The organism is Alteromonas abrolhosensis, from assembly GCF_001953635.1.
GTDB classification, from domain to species: domain Bacteria; phylum Pseudomonadota; class Gammaproteobacteria; order Enterobacterales; family Alteromonadaceae; genus Alteromonas; species Alteromonas abrolhosensis.
The window spans coordinates 739,960-764,179 of record NZ_MEJH01000003.1 but is presented as its reverse complement, the minus strand read 5'-3'; the positions used below and the strand labels follow the sequence as shown (position 1 = coordinate 764,179).

Genomic DNA, 24,220 nt, shown 5'->3' with positions numbered 1-24,220 from the left:
TTTTATTGTTGGATGGTGTGCATAATGCGCTTCATCAAACTTTAGTTTAATTTTTAAGAGAATCTTGCAATGAAAACTTTTACCCGTTTATTGGCAATAGTAAGCCTAACTGCGCTAGTCGCTGCGTGTGGTGATGATGAGCAGGATCCAAGTCAATCGATGAGCGCGAATGCAAATGCTGGAGTGCCTGTGGATGTGGCTACGGTGGTGTCTCAACGTTTAACCGAATGGGATAATTTTACAGGTCGCCTAGAGTCTCCGCAAATTGTTGCGCTTCGCCCACGGGTGTCGGGTTATATAGACTTTGTTGCATTTGATGAAGGCGAATATGTTGAACAAGGGCAAACCTTATTCTTGATAGATAACCGTACTTTCAAAGCAGAAGTCGACAGGTTAACAGCGCAGCTTGAAGAGGCGAAAAGCCGAGTGCAACTGGCTGAGCAAAACTACAACCGTGCTTTTAAATTGCGTAAAACTCAAGCCGTGTCCGAAGAGGTGCTTGATGCACGCTTAGCCGAGAAGAATCAGGCATTAGCCAGCCTAAGCCAAACTCAGGCAGCGCTTGACGTTGCGCGCTTAAATCGCGGGTTTGCTCGTGTTGAAGCTCCAATTTCAGGGCGTATTTCTCGCGCTAATATCACAGAAGGTAACTTTGTTACCGCTGGTCAAACCGAGTTAACTCGTATTGTATCGACCGACCGTTTGTATGCGTATTTCGATATTGATGAGCAAACTTACCTTAACTACTTAACTGACAAGGCAAATGCATCAAGTGCAGTTAGCGATCAACCTGTAGCTATGCGGTTGGCAAATGAATCTGATTACAACCACTGGGGTCAAATTGACTTCATCGACAACCAAGTGAATGCCAGTACAGGTACTTTGCGTGTTCGTGCCGTATTCAACAACGAAGAAGGCAGGCTAATTCCAGGCTTGTTTGCGCATTTGAAACTGGCAGGCGATACCGATGAACAGGGTATTCTTATCAAAGAAAAAGCCATAGGCACAGATCTTAACAACAAGTTTGTTCTGGTTGTGAACGACGACAGTAAAGTGGAATACCGTGCAGTTAAACTAGGTGACAAAGTGGGTAGCATGCGCATTATCACAAGTGGCCTGAATGCTAACGACACCATTGTGGTTGATGGCTTACAGCGTGTACGCCCTGGCGCCCAGGTTGCTCCTAACGAAGTACCTATGGGTGATGAAGATGCACTTGCTAATTTATCAAGCTGGCAGTCGCGCGTTGATACCGCAACCCAAGTAACGCAAAACATGTCTCAAGTCGAAGATGTTCTATCTGGTGGTTCATTTACCGCAGGTACAGCGACAGCAGGTCTTAAGTAATGAATATTTCGCAATTTTTCATTAGCCGCCCGATTTTCGCGGGCGTGCTGTCCCTACTTATTTTTATAGGTGGTGCCATTGCAGTTTGGCAACTGCCTATTACAGAGTACCCAGAAGTGGTACCGCCTACTGTGGTGGTTACGGCAAGTTATCCTGGTGCAAACCCTGAAGTAATAGCTGAAACGGTTGCAACACCGCTAGAGCAAGAAATTAACGGGGTTGAAAATATGTTGTACATGTCATCACAGGCAACCAGTGATGGCCGTATGACGTTAACCATTACCTTTGGTATTGGTACTGATCCTGACGAAGCGACTACGCTGGTTCAAAACCGCGTAAATCGCGCAACACCGCGTTTGCCTCAGGAAGTACAGCGATTAGGTGTGGTTACTGAAAAATCTTCGCCAGATTTAACCATGGTAGTGCATTTAACATCGCCGGATAAACGCTATGACATGCTTTACCTTTCAAACTATGCCGACCAGTTTGTTAAAGATGAACTAGCCCGAATTAATGGAGTAGGGCAAGTGCGCTTATTCGGTGCAGGTGAATTCAGCATGCGCGTTTGGCTAGACCCTAACAAATTAGCTGCGCTTCAACTAAATCCGGGGGATGTCGCCGCTGCTATCGCCGATCAAAACCAACAGGCTGCAGCGGGAAGTCTGGGTGCTCAGCCCACAGGTACGAGTGAATTTCAGCTACTTATTAACGTACGCGGTCGTTTAAAAGACGAAACCGAATTTGAAAATATTATCGTTAAGTCGGGCGAAAATGGTGAAATAACGCGCCTAAAAGATGTCGCGCGTATTGAGCTTGGGGCTGATAATTACGCGCTTCGCTCGCTTTTAAACAATAACCCAGCAGCGGCAATTCCAATCTTTCAAGCGCCAGGCTCTAATGCAATTCAAATATCTGACGATGTGCGTGCGCGCATGGCGGAGCTTTCTAAGGCGTTTCCTGACGGCTTGGAATATGACATTGTTTACGATCCTACGGTATTTGTAAGGGGCTCAATTGAAGCTGTAGTGAATACACTTTTTGAAGCGATATTACTTGTTGTTCTTGTAGTGGTGTTATTTCTTCAAACTTGGCGAGCTTCTATTATTCCCTTAGTAGCAGTACCCATATCACTGGTAGGTACGTTCGCGTTCATGCAGTTAATGGGTTTTTCACTTAACGCGTTGTCGCTATTTGGTTTAGTACTGGCTATTGGCATCGTCGTAGATGACGCCATTGTTGTGGTTGAAAATGTCGAGAGAAATATTGCCGAAGGTAAGTCGCCTTTTGATGCTACTGTTCAGGCAATGAAAGAAGTGACTGGGCCTATTATTGCCACCACGTTAGTATTGGCAGCGGTTTTCATTCCTACCGCATTTATGAGTGGTTTGACCGGGCAGTTCTATAAGCAGTTTGCGCTTACTATCACTATTTCAACAGTTATATCAGCGATTAACTCACTTACGTTAAGCCCTGCTTTATCAGCTTTGCTATTGAAGCCTCATGGAAAAGCCAACGACTGGCTAACTCGTGGTATGGATAAAGTGTTCGGTCGCTTTGTATTTAAGCCATTTAACCGTGTGTTTGAACGTGGTTCAAAGCGTTATACAGGTGCAGTGGGCGGGTTAATCCGTAAAAGCGGAATTGTATTGGTGTTGTATGCTGGCCTGATTGCACTCACCTACAATCAATTCGCCACCACACCCACAGGTTATGTGCCAGGCCAAGACAAACAATACTTGGTTGCTTTCGCGCAGCTTCCTAACGCAGCAAGTTTAGACAGAACAGAAGAAGTGATCAGGGAAATGTCTCGTATTGCCATGGAGCACCCTGGCGTGTCAGATGCCGTTGCTTTCCCGGGCCTAAATATCAATGGTTTTACCAATAGCCCTAGTTCTGGAATTTTATTTACACCGCTTAAGCCGTTTGATGAGAGACAGTCACCAGAATTATCCGCTGGCGCCATTGCAGCCAAACTAAATCAGCAGTTCGGCTCGATTAAAGGCGCTTACGTGGCTATTTTTCCACCTCCACCGGTGATGGGCTTAGGCACAATAGGAGGCTTCCGTCTGCAAGTGGAAGATAGAGGGAACCTAGGTTTTGAAGAGCTTGAGCGTGTAACGCAAGAAGTGATAGGTAAAGCGTGGGCACACCCAGCGCTAACCGGCTCATTCACTAGTTTTACCGTCGCGGTGCCACAACTTGATGTGGACGTAGATCGTGAAAAGGCAGTAAGCCAAGGCGTGAATATCGATACGTTATTCACCACATTACAAGCCTACTTGGGTTCGTTATATGTCAACGACTTCAATTTATTTGGTCGTACCTACCAAGTAAACGTGCAGGCAGACGCGCAATACCGTCAAGAAATAGGCGATATTACCCAGTTTAAAATTAGAAATAGCCAAGGAGAAATGATTCCACTAGGTTCTTTTCTAGACGTTCAACATAGCGCCGGCCCAGACCGTGTAATGCACTACAATGGCTACGTTACCGCAGAAATTAACGGTGCTCCTGCGCCTGGTTATTCATCAGATCAAGCGAAAGCGGCTATCGAAGAAATCCTGGCTGAAACCTTGCCGTTAGGAATGACCTACGAATGGACAGAATTGACTTACCAACAAATATTGGCCGGTAACGCCTCTGCGTTTGTGTTTCCTCTCGTAGTGCTTTTGGTGTTCTTAGTCTTGGCTGCGCAATATGAGAGCCTACGCTTGCCGCTGGCGATTATATTGATTGTTCCAATGACCTTATTGAGCGCGCTTATCGGTGTACAAATTTACGGTGGCGACAACAATATCTTCACCCAAATCGGGTTGATCGTGTTGGTTGGCCTAGCTACGAAGAACGCCATTCTTATTGTTGAATTCGCCAAAGAGTTGCAAGACAGTGGCATGGATGCACTTTCAGCAATCAAAGAAGCAAGCCGCCTACGTCTTCGCCCAATCTTAATGACGTCAATTGCATTCATTATGGGTGTGTTGCCTATGGTTATCTCTACAGGAGCGGGTGCAGAAATGCGTCAAGCTATGGGAGTAGCGGTATTCTCAGGCATGATTGGTGTCACTGTGTTTGGACTTATCTTAACCCCGGTATTTTATTACCTCATACAGCGTAAAGGTTAACTCTCCCGTCTACCCAAGCGTTGCCCTCTTAAGGGGCTCTTTAGGCCACTCATATGAGTGGCCTTTTTTTGCCACCATTGGTCAGCATTCTTCTCGTTTTACGTAGCTGTAAAGCTTATATTCGCTTATATCCTAAAAGTTACGTGAAAGCACAACAGATAAAATGGAGATTAAAATGAAGGTAGGTGCGGCAATAGTGATGGCGTTGGGCATGGTCATTGCGGTGTCTTTATTTGGCGTTCAGGTATCTTCTGCCATGAACGATATGCAAACATGGGATAGGGTAGTCACCGTAAAAGGGCTGTCGGAGCGAGAGTACATCGCAGATCAGGTTATTTGGCCTATTCAATTTGTAGACGCGGGCAACGATTTACCTCAGCTGTACGAGCACATTGAGAAAAACAGCCTAAATGTGGCTAAATTCCTAGAAGAAAAAGGGATAACTGCTGAAAGTATTACGATAGGTAAGCCTGAAATCAACGATAAACTAGCACAGCAATATGGAAGTAGCGAAAAAGCGCCATTTCGCTACAGCGCTATTCAAACCGTTACAGTATTTTCAGACGATGTTGAAAAAGTGCGAGAGCTTATGCAGCAAATAGGCGAGCTGATTAAAACCGGTATTGTATTATCAGACCAAAGCTATCGCGCGCAGCCTGACTACGTGTTCACGCGCTTAAATGACGTAAAACCTGAAATGATAGAAGAGGCTACGTTAAACGCACGTGAGGTTGCGGAAAAGTTTGCTAAAGATTCGAAAAGTACCTTAGGCAAGATTAAGCGTGCTAACCAAGGGCAGTTTAGTATTTCAAGTCGCGACAGTCATCATCCGCATATTAAGAAAGTGCGTGTGGTTTCCACCATTGAATATACGTTAATTGATTAGTTTAACAGGCTATAGGGTAGGGTCTAACGGTCAACATGTCCTATTTCGTGCTATGCTATGAGTTAATTATGTGAGCCTGCTAGTCGTATTTGCTCAGTGCTTAGGCAGTCAGGCTTAAGTAATCGAAATGCTTTACTGCTAATGTCTAGTGGTTAGATATTAGAACATGCGTTTTAATTTATATGGATAAAGCTAAAGCGTGGCCACTGCTGCTTGCCTGAAAAGTCACAGTGCATGGTATTCGTTTCACCTTTTACAGGTTATGCCATAGACATGACGGAACAAAAATCACAATCCCAACAGTTGGAATTTTTCGAAATTCCTAGCCCTTGTATTGGTGTGTGTGAGTCCGGACCAAGAGGCTTCTGTAAGGGGTGTTATCGAAGTCGTGATGAGCGTTTGTACTGGCTTAAGGTTGACGACGCAACAAAGCGCAAAATTATTAGTGCATGTGCTCGGCGTAAAAAAGCAGTGCTTATGCGCGCTCGTAAGCAAGAGCAAAAGGAGCTGGGTGAAGCAAACGGACAATATATGTTGTTTGACGACCCTTCAAGTTCAGAATGAGCGGCCTTAAGTTTGATAAAAAGAATAGACTGAGAGTTTTTAGATGTCGTTAGATAAGTATGTTTCGTATGCCGCGAAATCATTCACGTTACCCGATATTTGTGTGCGCTTACGTTCAACGTTAGACGATCCCCGTTCCAGTGCAGAAGACATTGGTGAACTTATAAGTGCAGATCCTTCCCTTACCGCGAAGGTTCTAAGGCTTGCCAATAGTTCGCTATTCCGTTTCCCGTCGCAAGTAGAATCAGTTTCCAAAGCCATCAGTGTGATCGGCGGAGAAGCTTTGTACAATTTGGTTATTGCCGAAACGGCCAGTACGGCATTTAAACGCTTCGATACTAAATTGATAAGTTTAGATAGGCATTGGTATGCGTCTGTGTATTGCGGCATGGTCGCAAAAAGCCTTGCGATGCGACTCAATGTTCGTGGAGCAGAACGCTTCTTTGTAATGGGCATACTGCAAAACTTAAGTGAATTAGTGGTGGCAAAACGTGAACCTAAGCGCTACCAAGCTTATTTGGCCTTAGATAAAAAGGAATTGCCACATATCAACCAGTTGGGGCAATTCGGTTTTACGTTTGCGCATTGCAGCGGTATCATACTCGAAAATTGGCACTTACCTATTGGGTTGTACTATCCGGTAATGTTCATGAATGATGACGCTAAGCACAAGTCTGACATAGATATTTGTGTGTTATCTCTGGCTAGTCGCATAACCGTCAGTCAGTTGGATAAAGAATGTTATGCGGACATTGAACTTTTTACCCCTGAGATAGCCAATACAGTAAGTCTCGACATGGAAGTGATAAGCAATTCAATTGAGTACGCCGAACAAGAAACGGCAAAAATTGTGTCGCTTATTCACTGAGCTTTCGGTGCAACATTTCCGTCACTTTACTGATAATTAGCAAGATGTAGTAAAGCTCATCCAGAGGATTGGTATAACAAGCGTCGTACTAAGACGTAATCTAAAAACCATAACGCTAAACGTAAATCAGATTATGTTCAAAAAAATCTTCCGGCCAAGCTTTGTTGTTGGCATTGTTTGCTGTTGCGTGTGTGCGCCCGCAAGTGCAAGGGACCTTATTCAGACCCTTTATCATGCTGACTTCACACCCGACACCGATGACGAAATTCCACGTTTTACCCTTGATGGGGAACTCGGTATTCTGGTCAACACAGGCAATACGTCAGCAGCTAGCGTCAAAGCTGCGGTCAACTCTGATCATGAGACGGAAAATTGGAGCAGTGTCTACTTTGCAGAATTGCTCTACAAAGAGAGCGGTACTCCTACTACAGAGCGTGATGTCAGTGCTCAGCGCTTTTTTACCAGTGCGCAATTTGACTATAAGCTTCTTACTCCCGGTCGTCGCCTTTTTATGTACGGCGATTATGAAGATGATCAATTTACCGGGTATGATCACCGCGCCTCGCTCGCAGCCGGCTGGTCTCAGCGCCTTTGGCGAAATGAAGACAGTGAATTTCGTTACAGCATTGGACCTGGCTACAGTTTTATCGAGGCCGAAGAAGACAACGAAAGTGTAGTGAATGACGGTATCATTGTGCGTGCATCTGCCGAGTACAAATACCGCTGGAGCTCAGGGGCTAAGCTCAGGCAGTTTGTTAGCACGGAAGCGGGTGAGGAAAATACGAAATCACGTTCTGAAACTTCGCTTTCAGCCAACGTTTTTGGATCGTTGGCCATGAAATTGTCTTTCATACTCAATCATGAAACCGACACCGCAGAAGATGTCGCTGCATTAAGTACAGAAACCTCCGTCGCGCTGGTCTATCAATTTTTTTAGTTAATTAGTGTAATTTAACGGGTAATCCTTGTGTTTTTACCGCGTTCGCATTGACTGAGAGGTTTGAAAATGTACACTGCGCAGCATTGTTCTTAGTGTTCGCAATCCAGCGGCACTATCTAGCAGATCTCTTTTTTAAAAAATCGTGTTGTACCGCCCTGCTGTTCAAAGGGTATCGAGTACAGCAAATGGACCGATAATCAATAGGATTGTTCAATGAAAAAGCAAGTGCTTGTATCTTTAGTTGCAATTACTCTTTCACCTGCCGTTTTTGCTCAAGATGACGAAGTTAAACCTTTTACAATGGAAGGTGAACTTGGATTTATCTCAACGTCAGGTAACACTGAAACGACTTCCATCAGTGTGGGTATTCAGGCTCACCAGGAACTAGAGAAATGGAGCAACGATTACGTTCTAAAAGGACTATACAAAGAGGAAACGGTTCAACAAGAGAATGAGGCAGGTCAACAAGAAGACTTTGAGTTTACTTCAGCCCAGAAGTTCTTTGGCTCAGCGCAAGGTAACTACAAGCTAGAAAATCCTGATAACCGTTTATTCGGCTTCGCTTCTTATGAAGACGACCGTTTTAGCAACTTTAATTACCAATCTACTATTGCTGCTGGTTGGAACCAGAAAGTGCTTGAAAACAAGCGCCATACTCTTGAATACTCAATTGGTCCTGGTTACTCGTTCATTGAAACCCAAGACGGCGAAAACCTAGATAGCGTAATTGTTCGTGCATCTTCAGCTTACTCTTGGAAAATTTCTGATACTGCTAAATTTACCCAAACCGTGAGTACGGAAGTGGGTTCTGATAACACGAAATCACGTGCTGAATCAGCCCTAACTGCTACGATTAGCGGTAACCTTTCTATGCGTCTTTCTTTCAAACTTGACCACAACACCAATGTTGATGAAGACGTTGAGAAGTTAGACACAGAAACTGCGGTAAGCTTAGTTTATAACTTCTTCTAAGCCCTGAAAGAGCGCTTGCCCAGCAGAAGGTTGGGGGAAGCGCTTCACTGTTTTACTGTAAATTAAACTTTAGAGTAAAAACGGTGAGCTGAGTTCACGTATAAAAAAAACGCTGCACATTGTGCAGCGTTTTTTTGTTTTGGCCTAACGCACTAATCTTAGTGAAGAATACGCGTTTTAATCGTACCATCAATTTGCTGAAGTTCTGCTAGCGCTTCATAACCGCGGTCTTCTTTAACATCTACCACCACATAACCAATTTCAGCGTTAGTTTGTAGGTACTGAGCTTCAATGTTGATGCCTTTTTCTGCAAACGCTTGGTTAATTTGCGTAAGAATACCAGGCTGGTTTTTGTGTACATGAAGTAAGCGCGAACGGCCAGTGTGCTCTGGCAGTGATACTTCAGGGAAGTTAACCGCTGAGAGTGTAGAGCCATTATCGCTGTACTTTGCCAATTTGCCTGCCACTTCAATTCCAATGTTTTCTTGTGCTTCTTGCGTGCTACCACCTACGTGCGGGGTAAGAATTACATTGTCAAATGCGCGAAGCGGAGACTCAAATTCTTCAGTATTCGACTTAGGCTCAACTGGGAATACATCAATGGCAGCGCCGTTAAGATGGCCGCTTTCCAATGCCTTAGCAAGAGCATCAATGTCAACCACAGTACCACGAGATGCATTGATAAGAATGCTGCCTTTTTTCATTTGAGACAGTTCTTTTTCACCAATCATATCTTGAGTTTGTGGGGTTTCAGGAACGTGAAGTGAAACTACATCAGATGTATTAAGTAGCTTTTCTAGCGACTTTACTTGCGCTGAGTTACCTAGTACAAGCTTGTCTTCAATATCAAAAAATTGAACACGCATACCCAAGTGCTCAGCAAGAATACTAAGCTGTGTTCCAATGTGGCCGTAACCGATGATACCAAGCGTTTTTCCACGTGCTTCGTAAGAACCTACCGCGGTCTTTTCCCATTCGCCACGATGAGCCTTGGCGTTCTTGCTTGGTACTTGGCGAAGAAGAAGAATAATTTGGCCAAGTACAAGTTCCGCAACCGAACGAGTATTTGAAAATGGTGCATTAAACACGGGAATGCCGCGACGTTGTGTGGCTTCAAGATCTACTTGGTTGGTACCAATACAGAAACAACCAATGGCCACGAGCTTTTGCGCTGCTTCAACCACTTTCTCTGTAATTTGTGTGCGCGAGCGAATACCAACAAAGTGGGCGTCTTTAATCTTCTCAATTAACTCGTCTTCAGGAAGAGAAGTTTTAAGAAATTCAATATTGCTATACCCATTGCTCTTTAGTGTTTCCAAAGCACTTTGGTGAACACCTTCCAACAACAAAATTCGGATCTTATCCTTCTCTAATGAAACTTTGCTCATGAACTCGCTATCTCTCACTGATGTAATTTGGTTTGCTGGCGTTGCCAGGCTAAGACTCACACGAACCTATGGGTAATAAACACGCCAAGACGCTACCCCCAGCGCTGCAATTACATCGCAGCATTGCCCTGAAAGCCTTGGCTTAGCATAACTGCTACCAAGCTTTTTATAATCACGTTGATTGCTTTTGTTACTGAGTAACCGCGCCTCAACTAACGTAATATTCAGATGTCTAGCGCTCTTATAAGAAAGGACATCTAGACGTCTAAACGGAAATTAACAGAAAATGCTTTAAGTTGAAAGTAGTATTTTGTATAGCTTTTCACCGTTTCGGAATATCACGAAAAACAGACGCGATTTCTATCATGCACGCGCTAGGGCAAATGCTTTCAACTAATGAAGCTTACACAAGCGCGCTGTCTAAAAACCGATAAAAATACTACTGCGCTGTGGTTTGCGCTCAATAATCACTTAAAGGTTTCAACCCCATTGTTTGTGGCACTCAGCACAATATCAGCCCCTCGCAGAGCGAAAATACCGTTAGTCACCACACCTGGAATATTATTGATTTTTTGCTCAAGTTCACGAGGGTTGAGTATCTCAAGGTTATGAACATCTAAAATAACGTTGCCGTTATCTGTCACAACACCTTGTCGGTACTCTGGGTCGCCACCAAGTTTTACTAGCTCGCGAGCTACAAAAGAGCGAGCCATGGGAATAACTTCTACTGGAAGTGGGAACGAGCCTAATACAGGTACCCGTTTGCTCTCATCTACAATACACACAAACGTGGTCGCGGCACCGGCCACAATTTTCTCACGGGTGAGTGCTGCACCTCCGCCTTTGATCATATGCTTGTGTTCGGTTACTTCATCAGCCCCATCGATATAAACCGATAGATTGCTTACCTCATTTAACTCGAATACTTCAATGCCAAGGGCTTTTAAGCGCTCGGTGGAAGCTTCTGAGCTAGAAACCGCACCTTCAATTTTGTGCTTAATTTTACCGAGTTCTTCAATGAAGAAGTTTACGGTAGAGCCTGTACCTACACCGACAATGCTGTCTGCTTCAACATATTCGATGGCTGCTTTAGCTACGGCCTGTTTTTTTGCGTTCTGATCCATGGTCACTCTCCGACTTATTTTGTTTTGAAGTGTAACTTATAAGCGCACGTGAACCCACAAGTTCATATGTTCAATTTGTTATACTGATTATTACTATTTCGTAAACTGCAGTATGCGAGATGGCGTCACGATGGCATCAAGGGGCACATCCCATGGCGCGACAGGAAGCGAATCGACTTCTTGAATGTCGTGCGCAATGCCCACCAACTTAGGCGCTTGTTTAGTTAAAGACGAATAGTGGTCAAAAGCTCGTTTTGTAAAACTGAGCGTGCGGTCGTAATAACCTCCGCCCATGCCCAAGCGGTTTCCGTTTACGTCAAACCCTACAAGCGGCATAAGAATTACATCACAATGCGTAACGGGAACAACGTTTTCACACGACAAAACAGGCTCTTCAATGTTGTACTTGTTTTTAACCAAAGGAGAATGCGTATCGTAGGTTAAAAACAGCAGGTGGCCTTTGCACACCGGGTGTAATACAGGTAAAGCGAACTTTTTGTTTTGTGAAGACTGCCAAACAGTTTCAATGGCGTATTTTAAATTCACTTCGCCATCGTTAACTAAATATCCCGCAATGGTAGCGCTATTATCGAAAAAGGGCAGAGCACTTAGTTGAACAGCAATGCGCTTAGCCGCTTCTTCATGTTGTTCTTGGGTTAACGCACGACGTGCTTCACGAAGCTGCTTTCGAAGAAGCGAGCGGGCCTGCATTGTGTGCTGTGATACGCTTGCCACCCTGCTGATTTGAGAAGCCCTTGGCAACGAGCTCGAAAAAGCTTTTTGAGATACCGCCGATGCTGAAGTTATCTCTGTCATCGTAGTTTTGCTAGATGCTATTGGAGTGGTCGCATCGCGATTGGAGTATGGAGATGACATAGCGAAAGTGTGCTCCTAGCCTAAAAACATAATGACCTATACTATCACGCTTGGAAGCTAAGGCTTTATAGACCTGCCCAAAACTGCTCCGTCGCTATGGTTGCCAAAAGCGCTCAGCGGTCTTTTTGCCCTAAGTAGTGATTAAGCACACGCACCAATTCACTACTATCTATCGGTTTAGTGAGTACGTCATCAAGACCTTGTTCTCGCAAATATTCAGGCTGGGTAATGACATCGGCCGTCAATGCAACAATAGGCAAGTTTGGCTTAAACCCCTTTATTTTTACTGTTGCTTCATCGCCTTGAATACCTGGCAAATTAAGATCCATAAGTACTAAGTCGACGGGATTAGACTTGGCGTATTCAACGCCTTCCTCGCCAGTGCTTACCACAGAAAGCGACACGCCCAGTTTTTCGAACAAGGTTTGAATAACCACTTGGTTTATATGGTGGTCTTCAACTACCAATACATTTACTGAGTTATCTATGTTTACTTGGGCAACAAAGCTACGCGGTTGTGCCTCAACGAACTGGTTTGCGCTTAGGGCGTCGGCAGGTAAGGTCACACTTATTCGGGTACCGTGATTCAACTTGCTACTAACTTTAATAGACCCGTCCATGAGCTCGACAAGGCGCTTTGATATATTCAAGCCTAAGCCGGTTCCACTTATCTGACGGGCATTTTCCATTCGCTCGAAAGGTGTAAAAAGCCGCTTTTGATCGTCATCGCTCATACCAATGCCTTGATCAATGACATTAAATATTACTTTGCCACTTTTGTATTTTACCTGCGCTTTTACTGACTTGCCGTGACTAGTGAACTTAATCGCATTCGACAGCAAATTAAGCGCAATTTGACCAAATTTGGTGTCATCGAAAAACAACGAGTCGGGCACAGCGCCATCAATACTGGTGCTAAATACGATACCGCTGTCTTCAGCGCGGATCTTAGTAAGCGAAAATAAGTGGGTGAAAAAGTCTTTGGTATTCACCGCACGTGGCATCACACGCATTTTCCCCGCTTCTATCTGCTTTATATCTAAAACAGAATTTACTATTTCTAAAAGCCTTTCACCGCTTTGGCTTACATGAGAAAGCGGGGTGGTAAATGACGAGGGCAAATTTAACTTTTGGGCTTCGCCTTCAAGCAACTGACTAAACGTATTTATGGCATTAAGCGGCGTTCTAATTTCGTGGCTTACGTAAGAAAGAAAGTCAGACTTGAATTGACTGGTGCGCTCAAGCTCTCGGTTTTTCCGCTTTAACTCTAAATGTGCTACTACCGATTTACTTAAGGTTTGGAGCGAGGCTTTTTGTGTTTCGGTTAGCTTGCGTGGTTTGCTATCAATGGCGCACAGCGTGCCAATTGCATGACCAGACGGGGTAATCAGTGGTGCGCCGGCATAAAACCGAATATCAGGCGCGCCAGTCACCAGCGGGTTATCGTGAAACCGGGGGTCTAACGTAGCGTTAGGTATTTCAAACACATCGCTTTGCAAAATAGCGTGTGAGCAAAACGCGATGTCTCGTGATGTTTCTTCTGCGTCTAAACCTACCCGTGATTTAAACCATTGGCGGTTTGGATCAATGAGGCTGATAAGCGCAATAGGGGTTTCACAAATTTGAGAGGCCAGGGCTGTAAGGTCATCAAAGAGTTGTTCAGCTTCAGTATCGAGTACGTCGTAGCTGAGTAGTTCGGCAAGACGTTCATCTTCATTTTGAGGGAGGGGCGCCGCTTTCATAACCGTTGAGTTTAAACCTAGCTGTAAATAAAAAAGGGATTGTTTATTAACAATCCCTTAAACATATCATAGAGCGTAGGTGTCTATGAATAGTTGTTCCAGCTTTTTGTGGTCAACTTTAGTCGCTACCTTTATGGTATTTGCTTCATTCCATAGTGGACTCGGTGTTGTACCTTTAGGCGCAACTACAGTTTGCCCTCTATCTAGTGTCCCTGTTCCAACGCGAACGTGACCTTCAGTCAGTTCAAATAGCTCAGGGTGGCGAAGGTGGGCAATCGGGAATGCATCGTGGAAGAAACACACGCGATCTTCACGGTTTTGCGAGTAGAAATCCATGTAGAACTGGGCGCTTTCTTTCACAAAACCACCAAGGGTATTGTTTTTCTCTTCAAGCATTTCAACAAAGGCTGGCGAGAACGGCGTGAAGTTTGTTACGTCCAAACCAAACATGGTCAGTTCCCAGTCTGCCGCAAACACGATTTCCGCCGCGTGCGCATCATTCCAAATGTTTGCTTCAGCTACCGGCGTAACGTTACCTGGTACAAACGCCGCACCACCCATAATGCTAACGCCTTTCACCAACTTAGGCAGTTCTGGCTCAAGACGAAGTGCAAGTGCCAGGTTACCCAATGGGCCAATAGCAACAATGGTGATTTCACCAGGATATTTACGCGCCATATCAACGATAAACTGCGCAGAGCTGCGTGGGTCAAGCTCGGTTTTAGGCGCTTCAGGCTTAATATGGCCAAAGCCATGCTCACCGTGTACGAAGTGTGCGTACGTTGACTCAGGGCCAACCCATGGCATACCTACACCTTTGGTTACAGGGATATCTTTACCTGCAATTTCACAAAGTGTCAGTGCGTTTTGCGCAGCCATTGTTACTGGAACGTTACCGTAAACGGTAGTTAAGCCGAGTACCTCAATATCTGGAGATTGGAAAGCGAAAAAGATCGCCATTGCATCATCAATCCCCGGATCCGTATCTAATATGATCTTATGTGCCATCAATTTATCTCAATGCGTCTTGCTAGTTGGCGTGTTTCGCTAAGAAACGATCCACTTCTTTTTGTGTTGGAATACTCTGTGCTGCGCCCTCGCGTGTTACCGCAATGGCCGAAGCTGCACACCCGCGACGCAATGCTTGCTTAGCATCGGTGTGGTTGCTGTATGCAGACAGGAAATAACCGATAAAGGTGTCACCAGCTGCAGTGGTATCTACCGCATCTACAGAGAATGCTTTTACTTCCACAACATCGTTTTTGCGCAGCATCATTACACCAGCCTTACCCAGTGTAATAATAACTTCGCAGTGTGACCACTGCTCTTTGAACACTGTCACAATATCTTCAAGTTCTTCTTTACCGGTAATCGCGGCAGCTTCTGTTTCGTTTACAATAAGTAAATCGACACAATCCAATGGAAGTTGCTTAACCGACTCGCTCATAGGCGCTGGGTTAAAGGCTACTTTAAGCTGCTTTTCTTTCGCTTGGCGAAGTACTTCTTCAATGCTGCTGGTTTCATTCTGAGTTAATACCCAGTCTGAAGGACGCGTATCGTCTAGCGCCTGCATTACTGTTTTCGCAGTAATGGTTTGGTTAGCACCACCAAATAATACAATGGCGTTCTCACCGCTTGGCGTAACTTGAATAATCGCGTGGCCTGAAGGGACTTCTGAACACTTCACACCGCGGCAATCAACACCTTTTTTGATAAGGTCTTGTTTGAATGATGCGTCGTTTTCGTGAATGCTACCGACGTGTCGTACGTCTGCACCTGCTTGCGCTAAAGCAATAGACTGGTTTGCACCCTTACCACCTAATAAGGTTTGGTAATGGGTAGAGGCCAACGTCTCACCAGGTTGCACAAAGTGTTCTACCTGATAAACGTGGTCAATATTTATAGAGCCAAAATTTATTATTGCCATTTCTTCTTCCGTCGAAAGAGGGCGCTTCCCAGAATGCCGCTGTCCATGTTTCGCCCGTGAACCGAAAAGTTCAGGGCGGAAGTATCACAATTGCCGTAGGCTTCTCGATACGCGTCGAGCTTGCACAATAGCAGCTGTTTCAACTTCCTTGGTTTAAAGCATCGGCCAGGGACATGAATGAACTAGCAAACATCCCAGGAAACATTGTTGTTGTATTAACGCAACAGGGTATAACAAACGCGAGATCCAGTGAAGAGGATCAGCTAAGGCGCTTTATAACTATTTTGCGTGGTGATTATAAAAGCGGTAAAAAAATACTATTTTCTTGACCAATTGGTCAGCAATTATACACGCATATAAAAGAAGCTCAATAACAACCAATCAGGTAAATTGACTATTAAAACGCGAAAGAATGTCGTAACGCTGATGCGAGAGGAATTCCGTATCCAACATCAACGATCTTAGATTAAATCTGTCTATGTTGCTAGCCATACAGCAATGAATTTAGGTGAATGACCTAAAATTCGATACTGTTTGAGCAGTGCGTAATCAATGCTTACCGCTAGCTGTGCAAAGTGTGTACGACTGATGACTACAATAGCTTGAAGAGCGGTCTTTGGTCTGTTCAAAGTTAGGGCAAAGGCAAGGCAAAAGGAAGCGTTGCACATTGATTTTTGCTAGTATTAATTCCATCAAGAGATGACATTGACATAAGTCACCGCCAAAATAGACAGTAATATACTGCTATGTAAAAGTGGCGCTTGTATCTCAAACTATTCAAAACAAAAGAGAACGATTCGTGGATAAACAGCTCGATTACGATAGCGTAAGTAATAAACTCTCTCAGCAAGGCGTGATTGTTGACGCCGCAGAAGTGCATGGCATTCTATGCGGAATGCTGTGTGGGGGCATGTCGCTTACCGACCAAAAATGGCTTGAAGCCTTAAGCGAAACTATTAATCAGGGCGACGCGTTTAGCGATTCAACTCAGCACCTTTTAAATACGCTTTTCAATCAAATTTGTCAGCAGTTGCTTGAGCCAGAATTTGCGCTCACTTTGTTACTCCCTGACGACCAAGCGCCTATCAACGATCGCGGCGCGGCACTCATTAACTGGGTGCAGGGGTTCATGCTTGGATTTGGCTTACACCAGCAAGACCTGATGCAATGCTCAGAAGACGTAAAAGAAGCGCTTGAAGATTTTTCGGATATTTCACGTATGGAAGAGCCGATGGACGCAGATGAAGAGTCAGAAAAAGCGTTGTTGGAAGTTGAAGAGTACGTAAAAATCTCGGCAATTTTATGCTTTAGTGAGCTTGGTCAATCACTTCTAGATGATCAACAAGACACGCCATCCGTACACTAATAACAAGCTAAAGCGAATACAGTGGCAGCAAGTCGCCATTTGTTTCAACGAGATTTTTTAGGGTTTTCTCTTATATGATTAGTGCGCAAGAGTTTATCGCTAGGCAAGACCGACTGCTTGCACAATGCAAGCCGAACAGTGTGTGTATTGTCCCTGCCGCAAGCATGGTAACCCGCAGCCGCGATACCGAATATACGTTTAGGCAAGACAGTGATTTTTGGTATCTGACAGGGTTTGAAGAACCAAACGCGTGGCTGATTTTGTCTAATCACCCTCGCTACGGTGAAAGCTATCGTGCGATGGTGGTACAAGAGAAAGACAAGAGTGCAGAAATTTGGCACGGTAAACGCTTAGGAGCTGAAGCAGCGCTCGCTCGGTTTAGCTTAGATGAAGCATTTGAACTACAAGAACTTGAAGAAGCGCTATTAGCGTCAATTCAAGGTCAAGACAATGTGTACTTTTCATTAGGCCACAATAAGAGCCACGATCGGCTGTTTACTGAAGCCTTAAATACCTTGCGCGATGCCCCTAAGGAATCACTAGCGCCCCGAGCGGTGCATGACCTACAACCTATGTTGCATGAAATGCGCTTGTTCAAATCGGCGTGTGAAGTGGCTGTGATGAAAGCTGCGGGTGAGATAAGTGCCCGTGCACACAAGCGGGCTATGCAGTTTGCTGCTCCAGGATGTTACGAGTATCAGTTAGAAGCTGAAATTCATCACGAGTTCGCCATGGCGGGGGCCCGTTCGCCTGCCTACAGTACCATTGTAGGAAGTGGCGAAAATGCTTGTATTTTGCATTACACACAAAATAACGCGCAGGTAAATGACGGTGATTTGATCTTGATCGATGCTGGCGCAGAATATCAAGGCTATGCTGCTGATATTACACGAACATTCCCAGCAAATGGGAAGTTCACACATGCACAGCGCGAGATTTACAGCGTTGTATTAAAAGCACAAAAAAGCGTGTTAGACATGTTAGCGCCAGGGGTTACGCTTTCTGAAGCTATGCTACATAGCGTGGAAATTATTACCCAGGGTTTAGTTGACCTTGGCGTACTTGAAGGTAGTGTGGCGGAGAACCTTGAAAATGAGACATGGCGAGAGTTTTACATGCACGGTTTGGGGCACTTTTTAGGGCTAGATGTGCACGATGTAGGCAACTACAAAATTGACGGTGAGGACCGCCCGTTAAAGCCGGGTATGGTTATTACTGTTGAGCCGGGTGTTTATATTGGCCACGACAGCGATGCACCTGAAAAATATAAAGGTATTGGCGTACGCATCGAAGATGATGTTGTGATTACCGCGACAGGTGTAGATATCCTTACCGCGGATGTGCCAAAAGATATCGATGCAATTGAAGCGCTAATGGCTGAAAGTAAAGCGTAATTGTTAAAGATTGCCTTAGTTTGCAATATCGTGACAAAAGCGAAATAAGCCCTTTCGGGAAAATGCACGCTAGAAAATTAGCCTTTTATGCGAAGAATAAAATCCCAGAATTAATGCTTTAGAAACAAAAACGAAGTCTCTGGGCGACAGGAAGACGAAGACAGTGGAATCGGCAAAAGCGGTTGATGTAGTAATTATTGGTGGTGGTATTGTAGGTACTGTATTAGCTAAAGCGCTTGCAGAAAAAGTATCACCTGTTGATAACTCAGGGCTGTCCGTCACTCTTATAGATGCAGCAGACCCCGAGCAAACCAGTAAAAGCTTTGAGGATTTTAACCCTTTTACCGACACCCGTGTTATTGCTTTAGCAAGGCGCACGGTAAACGAACTCGCACAGTTGGGGTTAGATTTAGATAACTTAGCCAAACAACACAATGGTGAATTGCCTCCTCAAATTAAGCATATTGAGGTTAGTGATAAAGGGCATTTAGGTTTATTAAATCTTGAAAGTAGCGACTATCACATTGAAGCATTCGGGCAAGTCGTGAGCTTAAGCGCGCTGACTCGATTGGCGGCAAATGCCAGTTCAAGTTACCAATATATTGCACCCGCCAAAGTAACGAATGTAAAGCAGCACCGCGATTTTGTAGAGGTGCAGCTAGATAGCGGGCAATCGCTTAAGGCAAAACTGTTGGTACTCGCTGATGGCGGTCGTTCGGGGTTAGCTGAACAGATTGGCATTACAAAAACGATTGCAGATTATCATCAAACCGCAATTGTCTTTAATGTTCACACCCAGCTTCCCCATGAAAACAAAGCGTACGAGCGTTTTACTGAAAACGGACCGCTAGCATTCCTTCCTTTTGACAGCGAAATAGATGGTGTTAAAGCCGCTGGGAACGGCTTTTCTGTTGTGTGGACGGCAGAAACTGACGCCGCAAAGTCTTTAATGGCATTAAGTGAAGAGGCATTCATTCAGGCCCTTCAAGAAGCGTTTGGCTATAGACAAGGCAAAGTGCTCAGAGTGAGTGAATTGGCAAGTTATCCCTTGGCGCTGACTAAAGCCGAGCAGGTCGCTAGCCACCGTACAGTGCTGGTAGGGAATGCAGCGCAGGCTCTGCACCCTATTGCAGGGCAGGGTTTTAATTTAGGTCTACGCGATTTAAGTAGCTTAGTGTCTGTACTGCAAGCGGAAGCGCAAAAATACACACAGCAATCAGCGTTGAGTAATATTGAGAGTACTTTGCCAAACGAAGCGTTAACTTCATCGCCAAATTCAACTTTGAACTCTGCTCAGAGTGAGACGCACATCGAGCAAAGTGAAACCAATGCATCATGTAATTTCGATGCCGGCGCTTTTAGCGTCACTCAGCATTACGCTAATTTACGTAAAGCAGATAGAGATAAAACGGTTGTTTTAACTGACACCTTGGTACGCACTTTTTCAAATCAGTATTTTCCTACAGTAATTGGGCGTAATGTATCGCTACTGGCGTTAAGTATGATGCCTCAGGCGAAAAAAGCGTTTGTTAAGCATACGACCGGCTACGGCGAAACTTCACAGAAAAATAGAGATAACAATGCAACATGTTGATATAGCGATAGTAGGCGGCGGGATTGTAGGGCTAACCCTTGCAGCGGCGCTAAAAGAAAGCGAACTGAGCGTAGCCGTTATTGATAAGGCTTCATGTTATCAAGCACTTGAAGATAAGCCGACGGCAAGAGTGAGTGCCATCAACCAGGCGAATATTAAAGCGCTGCAGCAGTTTGACGTGTGGCCTCATTTACAGCAAGACCGCGCCAACCCTTACACCGACATGCATGTATGGGACAAAGATAGTTTTGGCGATATTCACTTTTCATGTGATGAAATGGGAAGCGATGCGCTTGGCGTGATTGTAGAGAACCAAGCTTTGGTTAATGCACTGTCTAAATCTGTGGAAGCGCAGCCTAATGTGCAGTTGATTACTGCGGGTATTGATAGAGTGTTAGCTGGTCCAAATCAAACCATGCTGATGCTAGATAATGATGACGTACTAAGCTGCAGATTATTAGTAGGCGCTGATGGCGCCAACTCATTTGTAAGAAAGCAGGCTGGCCTGCCTATTACTTTTAAAGACTACGAACATACGGCGATTGTCGCTAATATCACAACGGTAGAGCCGCATAATAATGTGGCGAGACAAGCGTTCACACCCACAGGGCCGCTCGCGCTACTGCCTATGTCTGAGCCAAATGTATGTTCAATTGTGTGGTCACAAACACCAGAGCAAGCGAACTCACTAATGGCGTTGGACGACGTTGCGTTCTGTAATGCGTTAACTGCGGCTAGCAATAGCGTTCTTGGCACTATAGCGCTTGAAACAGAGCGCGCCGCTTTTCCGTTGACCATGCGTTATGCACGCCAGTGGGCTAAAGACGGTGTGGTGCTAGTAGGCGATGCTGCTCATACCATTCACCCGCTTGCAGGTCAGGGCGCTAACTTGGGTATGCAAGATGCGCTCGCATTGGCGGAAACCCTAAACAACTTAAAAGTATCGAGCAAAGACATAGGTTTGTACAAACACTTACGCAGCTACGAACGAAGCCGTAAAACAGAAGCCATGAAAATGATTGCCGCAATGGACGGCTTCAAATTCTTATTCGACGGCGACGACCCTTTCAAAAAGTTGGTCAGAGGAATTGGCCTTTCAGCCACAGATAAACTCAGCACCATTAAAAACGCCTTTGTCAGCCACGCCATGGGCCTATAAACCCAAAAAAAAATGGGGTCAGAGTACATTTAAATAATGGGGTCAGAGTACATTATTGGCTTTACCTATTTCAAAACTGAAGAAAAGTACACTGCCCCCATTTTTGTATTTTTGCCTCATGGCGAAAACCGATGGTGAAGTTTGTTAGTTAGTTTTTCGCTTCAAAACCGAAGAAATGTACTCTGACCCCAATTTAAATGTACTCTGACCCCATTCTTGTGGTTTAGTCGCTTTGGCGTTGAGATAGTATGCGGTAAAGGATACCCTTCGGTATCCTTTTTTATTTGTACCAATGGCTTATGTTTACTTATCTTTGCAAACCTTATCGCGCCTTTTCCTTTGTATGCGCCGCTTCCGTACTTACTTCTACTTTAATGACTGGTTCGGCGAATGCCGAAGCACCTGCTTTTAACTTAGCTTCGGTTAAATCGTCGGCGACGGCAAAAAGTGAAGAGATGACGCTGAGTGACGCCTCTATCGATTTGGACGTATATCGTCAGCACGTTAAAACACTGGCAAGCGATGAGTTTGAAGGGCGAGGGCCTTTGTCGAAAGGTGAAGAGAAAACAGTCGATTACTTGGTAACCCAATACAAAAAGCTAGGGTTGAAGCCAGCCTTTGGCGATAGCTACACCCAAGCTGTGCCTTTAGCCAAAATAACGCCTAAGAACATTTCAAACTTAAAAATAGGCGGGCTTGATTTTAGCGCAGGTAGCGAGTTTACCGCCCGAACTCAGCGCATTGTTAATGACTACTCACTTGCAAATAGTGACGTTATTTTTGTGGGTTATGGCATTAATGCCCCAGAGTACAATTGGAATGATTACGCCGGCCTTGATGTAAAAGGAAAAACCGTTGTAATGCTGGTAAACGACCCGGGTTTTGCGTCTAAAGATCCAAATCTTTTTCAGGGCAACGCAATGACCTATTACGGTCGTTGGACATACAAATATGAAGAAGCTGCTAGGCAGGGGGCGGAAGCGGTCTTCATCATTCATGAAACCATGCCAGCGGGCTACGGATGGGGCGTAGTCGAAAACTCAAATTCCAATACCAAATTCAGTTTAGTCGACGACAACAACAATGCTTCACAAGTTGGTGTAATGGGGTGGCTTCACCTACATGCCGCCAGACAGCTGTTTGAAAAGGCGGGGTTAGATTATGGCGAGCTTAAAAACAAAGCTTCAAAGCCTGGGTTTACGCCCATCGCCCTAAACACGAAAGCATCGTTGAGTTTCACTAATACAATAGAGCGCGCCGAATCGCAAAACGTAGCAGGTATTTTAGAAGGAACGGATAAGCCAGAAGAGTGGGTAATGCTTCACGCTCACTGGGATCACTTAGGCAAAGTTGATAAAAACGGCCAAACCACTATTTACAATGGTGCGGTAGACAACGCGTCTGGCGTAGCAGGTGTGCTCACATTGGCAGATGCGCTTTCAAAACGCGAAGAGGGCTTTGCACGCACACTTATGTTCAGCGCGTTTACCGCTGAAGAAACAGGGCTACTCGGTGCAGATTATTTTGCAAATAACCCACCCGTACCTACGTCAAACATGGTGGCTTTTCTAAATATCGATGGCATGAATGTAAATGATGGCGTCGATTACATCTTGCAGTACGGCGAAGGCTATTTATCTATTGAAGATGATTTAGCAACAGCTGCCGCGCTACAAGGGCGAAACGTCAAAATGGATCCGCGACCTCAAAATGGATTGTTCTTTCGCTCGGATCACTTCGCGCTTGCTAAACAGGGCGTGCCTTCCATTTTATTTATGAGCTTAGGCGATACCGACCCTAGCTTCATCGCGAAGCGCTACCATAAAGCAGATGACGATTACCTTCCAAGCTGGACTTTAGGTGGTGTGCAACAAGACCTCTCACTTATCGGCTCTATGCTGAACTATTACGCCCAAGGCGACGTGTGGCCATACTGGAAACGCGACTCTGATTTTAAAGACAAGCGCACACAGGCAATGGAAGTGAAAAATGCAAAGTAATTCGCGCTTAACTATAGGTAGCGATATAACAAGGTAAAGCGACGCTAATGAGTTGGATTTTATTCACATTGGGCGCGGTTATTTTGCAAACCGTGCGCAATGCGCTGCAGAGCAAATTGAGCGGCGCAGTTAACACCTCTGGGGTAACGCTCTCTCGCTTTATCTTAGCTCCCCCAATAGCGCTTGTTTATTTACTTATCCTTTATAGCAGTAGCGCCAGTCAAGTGCCTGAGTTCTCAGGCTTTTTTATTGCAGTGATACTGTGTGCTTCGCTACTTCAAATAGCGGCCACTTCTTTAATGGTGATTTTGTTTAAGCAGAAGAATTTTGCCATTGGCGCAGGCCTTGCGAAAAGTGAGGCCTTGGTGGCCGGCGTTGTAGGCATGCTCTTTTTCGGAAGTTATTTAACGCCCCTTGGGTGGGCGGGCATAGTAATCGGCGGGATCGCAGTATTTGTGTTAAGCAGCGGCAACCGGCTTCATGGTATTAGTGTGAAAACCATGGTTATAGGTCTTGCTTGCGGTAGCTGCTTTGCGCTGACATCACTGTTGGTGCGCGAAGCCAGTCACATGCTTAATGTTCAGCATACAGTGGCTGCTGCCTGGGTTTTATTGTGGGTGTTATGTGTACAAGCGATAACGTTAAGTGGTTATATTGCGCTAACCAAGCCCTTCGTGTTTAAACAATTAACCCTCGCTAAAGAGCAGGTGCTCGCGATAAGCACGGTAAGCTGTTTGGGCTCAATTTGTTGGTTCACGGCCATGGCATTACAACATGTGGCGCTGGTAAAAACGCTTGGGCAGTTAGAGGTGTTACTTACCTTGGTACTTTCACATTACTGGCTAAAAAATGCAGTCACAAAACGCGAAATTGCTGGCTTACTTCTTATTGGGCTTGCCGCGATCTTCGTTATGTGGGCATAAAGTGCTAGCAATAGTAAACACTAAAGTT

The 24,220-nt window shown here is 45.0% G+C and carries 19 protein-coding genes and 1 other RNA gene; 13 read left to right on the top strand and 7 right to left on the bottom strand.

From position 1 onward, the window contains the following. The first annotated feature begins 69 nt into the window (after positions 1–69). From BGK61_RS05420 to BGK61_RS05390, 7 genes are all read left to right on the top strand, one after another. Positions 70–1,347, top strand: coding sequence for an efflux RND transporter periplasmic adaptor subunit (locus tag BGK61_RS05420; RefSeq protein ID WP_014999246.1), 1,278 nt, complete (start codon positions 70–72; stop codon positions 1,345–1,347). Further along, entirely contained in the window at positions 1,347–4,469 is a 3,123-nt protein-coding gene (locus tag BGK61_RS05415) for an efflux RND transporter permease subunit (RefSeq protein WP_014999245.1), read from the top strand. The genes BGK61_RS05420 and BGK61_RS05415 overlap by 1 nt, the downstream gene beginning before the upstream one ends. 175 nt (positions 4,470–4,644) lie before the next feature. Next, entirely contained in the window at positions 4,645–5,355 is a 711-nt protein-coding gene (locus BGK61_RS05410) for an SIMPL domain-containing protein (protein ID WP_014999244.1), read from the top strand. Positions 5,356–5,628: 273 nt separating this feature from the next. Continuing rightward, on the top strand, positions 5,629–5,919 hold the full coding sequence (locus BGK61_RS05405) for a DUF1289 domain-containing protein (protein ID WP_044557038.1): 291 nt from the start codon (positions 5,629–5,631) through the stop codon (positions 5,917–5,919). A gap of 43 nt (positions 5,920–5,962) precedes the next feature. Continuing rightward, the gene (locus tag BGK61_RS05400; RefSeq protein WP_076011309.1) at positions 5,963–6,787 is read left to right on the top strand and encodes an HDOD domain-containing protein; all 825 of its coding nucleotides are present in this window, start codon (positions 5,963–5,965) and stop codon (positions 6,785–6,787) included. Positions 6,788–6,920: 133 nt separating this feature from the next. Next, complete coding sequence (locus tag BGK61_RS05395; protein WP_076011308.1) at positions 6,921–7,724, top strand: DUF481 domain-containing protein; 804 nt, start codon at positions 6,921–6,923, stop codon at positions 7,722–7,724. Positions 7,725–7,940: 216 nt separating this feature from the next. Next, positions 7,941–8,699 carry a DUF481 domain-containing protein gene (locus tag BGK61_RS05390; protein WP_076011307.1) on the top strand — a complete coding sequence of 253 codons (759 nt, stop codon included), beginning with the start codon at positions 7,941–7,943 and terminating at the stop codon, positions 8,697–8,699. A gap of 158 nt (positions 8,700–8,857) precedes the next feature. Here BGK61_RS05390 and serA read toward each other — a convergent pair whose 3' ends face one another. The 7 genes from serA to ssrS all read right to left on the bottom strand — a co-directional run bounded on the left by serA (position 8,858) and on the right by ssrS (position 15,960). Further along, entirely contained in the window at positions 8,858–10,087 is a 1,230-nt protein-coding gene (gene serA / locus BGK61_RS05385; RefSeq protein ID WP_014977209.1) for a phosphoglycerate dehydrogenase, read from the bottom strand. Between the two features lie 467 nt (positions 10,088–10,554). Beyond that, a complete protein-coding gene (gene rpiA, locus BGK61_RS05380; protein ID WP_014999239.1) occupies positions 10,555–11,211 on the bottom strand; it encodes a ribose-5-phosphate isomerase RpiA in 657 nt (218 codons plus the stop codon). Positions 11,212–11,304: 93 nt separating this feature from the next. Further along, on the bottom strand, positions 11,305–12,087 hold the full coding sequence (locus BGK61_RS05375) for a 5-formyltetrahydrofolate cyclo-ligase (protein WP_234349454.1): 783 nt from the start codon (positions 12,085–12,087) through the stop codon (positions 11,305–11,307). Between the two features lie 113 nt (positions 12,088–12,200). After that, entirely contained in the window at positions 12,201–13,829 is a 1,629-nt protein-coding gene (locus BGK61_RS19790; protein ID WP_076011306.1) for an ATP-binding protein, read from the bottom strand. Positions 13,830–13,895: 66 nt separating this feature from the next. Then, positions 13,896–14,837 carry a nucleoside hydrolase gene (locus BGK61_RS05365; protein WP_076011305.1) on the bottom strand — a complete coding sequence of 314 codons (942 nt, stop codon included), beginning with the start codon at positions 14,835–14,837 and terminating at the stop codon, positions 13,896–13,898. 22 nt (positions 14,838–14,859) lie between these two features. Then, entirely contained in the window at positions 14,860–15,756 is an 897-nt protein-coding gene (locus tag BGK61_RS05360) for a ribokinase (protein WP_014999235.1), read from the bottom strand. A 21-nt stretch (positions 15,757–15,777) separates the two neighbouring features. Continuing rightward, positions 15,778–15,960: non-coding RNA, 6S RNA (ssrS, locus tag BGK61_RS05355), on the bottom strand. Between the two features lie 595 nt (positions 15,961–16,555). Between ssrS and BGK61_RS05345 the strand changes: the two genes are divergently transcribed. From BGK61_RS05345 to BGK61_RS05320, 6 genes are all read left to right on the top strand, one after another. Beyond that, complete coding sequence (locus BGK61_RS05345; protein WP_076011303.1) at positions 16,556–17,122, top strand: UPF0149 family protein; 567 nt, start codon at positions 16,556–16,558, stop codon at positions 17,120–17,122. A 74-nt stretch (positions 17,123–17,196) separates the two neighbouring features. Then, positions 17,197–18,516, top strand: a complete 1,320-nt coding sequence (pepP, locus tag BGK61_RS05340; protein WP_076011302.1) for a Xaa-Pro aminopeptidase — start codon at positions 17,197–17,199, stop codon at positions 18,514–18,516. A gap of 163 nt (positions 18,517–18,679) precedes the next feature. Then, positions 18,680–20,110 (top strand): FAD-dependent oxidoreductase, encoded by a 1,431-nt coding sequence (locus BGK61_RS05335; RefSeq protein WP_076011301.1) that lies wholly within the window; start codon positions 18,680–18,682, stop codon positions 20,108–20,110. Continuing rightward, positions 20,097–21,269 (top strand): FAD-dependent monooxygenase, encoded by a 1,173-nt coding sequence (locus BGK61_RS05330; protein ID WP_076026025.1) that lies wholly within the window; start codon positions 20,097–20,099, stop codon positions 21,267–21,269. Before BGK61_RS05335 ends, BGK61_RS05330 begins: the two co-directional genes overlap by 14 nt. Before the next feature lie 455 nt (positions 21,270–21,724). Further along, positions 21,725–23,269: a M28 family metallopeptidase gene (locus tag BGK61_RS05325; protein ID WP_083648721.1), complete on the top strand. Its 1,545-nt coding sequence runs from the start codon at positions 21,725–21,727 to the stop codon at positions 23,267–23,269. 47 nt (positions 23,270–23,316) lie between these two features. Then, positions 23,317–24,192, top strand: a complete 876-nt coding sequence (locus tag BGK61_RS05320) for a DMT family transporter (protein ID WP_076012774.1) — start codon at positions 23,317–23,319, stop codon at positions 24,190–24,192. The last annotated feature ends 28 nt before the right edge of the window (positions 24,193–24,220 follow it).

Coding starts and splice junctions, on each gene's coding strand:
- BGK61_RS05390 (WP_076011307.1), top strand. CDS start 7,941: ATGAAAAAGCAAGTGCTTGTATCTTTAGTTGCAATTACTCTTTCACCT.
- BGK61_RS05375 (WP_234349454.1), bottom strand. CDS start 12,087: ATGTCATCTCCATACTCCAATCGCGATGCGACCACTCCAATAGCATCT.
- BGK61_RS05420 (WP_014999246.1), top strand. CDS start 70: ATGAAAACTTTTACCCGTTTATTGGCAATAGTAAGCCTAACTGCGCTA.
- BGK61_RS05405 (WP_044557038.1), top strand. CDS start 5,629: ATGACGGAACAAAAATCACAATCCCAACAGTTGGAATTTTTCGAAATT.
- BGK61_RS05395 (WP_076011308.1), top strand. CDS start 6,921: ATGTTCAAAAAAATCTTCCGGCCAAGCTTTGTTGTTGGCATTGTTTGC.
- BGK61_RS05360 (WP_014999235.1), bottom strand. CDS start 15,756: ATGGCAATAATAAATTTTGGCTCTATAAATATTGACCACGTTTATCAG.
- BGK61_RS05400 (WP_076011309.1), top strand. CDS start 5,963: ATGTCGTTAGATAAGTATGTTTCGTATGCCGCGAAATCATTCACGTTA.
- pepP (WP_076011302.1), top strand. CDS start 17,197: ATGATTAGTGCGCAAGAGTTTATCGCTAGGCAAGACCGACTGCTTGCA.
- BGK61_RS05320 (WP_076012774.1), top strand. CDS start 23,317: ATGAGTTGGATTTTATTCACATTGGGCGCGGTTATTTTGCAAACCGTG.
- BGK61_RS19790 (WP_076011306.1), bottom strand. CDS start 13,829: ATGAAAGCGGCGCCCCTCCCTCAAAATGAAGATGAACGTCTTGCCGAA.
- BGK61_RS05415 (WP_014999245.1), top strand. CDS start 1,347: ATGAATATTTCGCAATTTTTCATTAGCCGCCCGATTTTCGCGGGCGTG.
- serA (WP_014977209.1), bottom strand. CDS start 10,087: ATGAGCAAAGTTTCATTAGAGAAGGATAAGATCCGAATTTTGTTGTTG.
- BGK61_RS05410 (WP_014999244.1), top strand. CDS start 4,645: ATGAAGGTAGGTGCGGCAATAGTGATGGCGTTGGGCATGGTCATTGCG.
- BGK61_RS05330 (WP_076026025.1), top strand. CDS start 20,097: ATGCAACATGTTGATATAGCGATAGTAGGCGGCGGGATTGTAGGGCTA.
- BGK61_RS05365 (WP_076011305.1), bottom strand. CDS start 14,837: ATGGCACATAAGATCATATTAGATACGGATCCGGGGATTGATGATGCA.
- rpiA (WP_014999239.1), bottom strand. CDS start 11,211: ATGGATCAGAACGCAAAAAAACAGGCCGTAGCTAAAGCAGCCATCGAA.
- BGK61_RS05325 (WP_083648721.1), top strand. CDS start 21,725: ATGACGCTGAGTGACGCCTCTATCGATTTGGACGTATATCGTCAGCAC.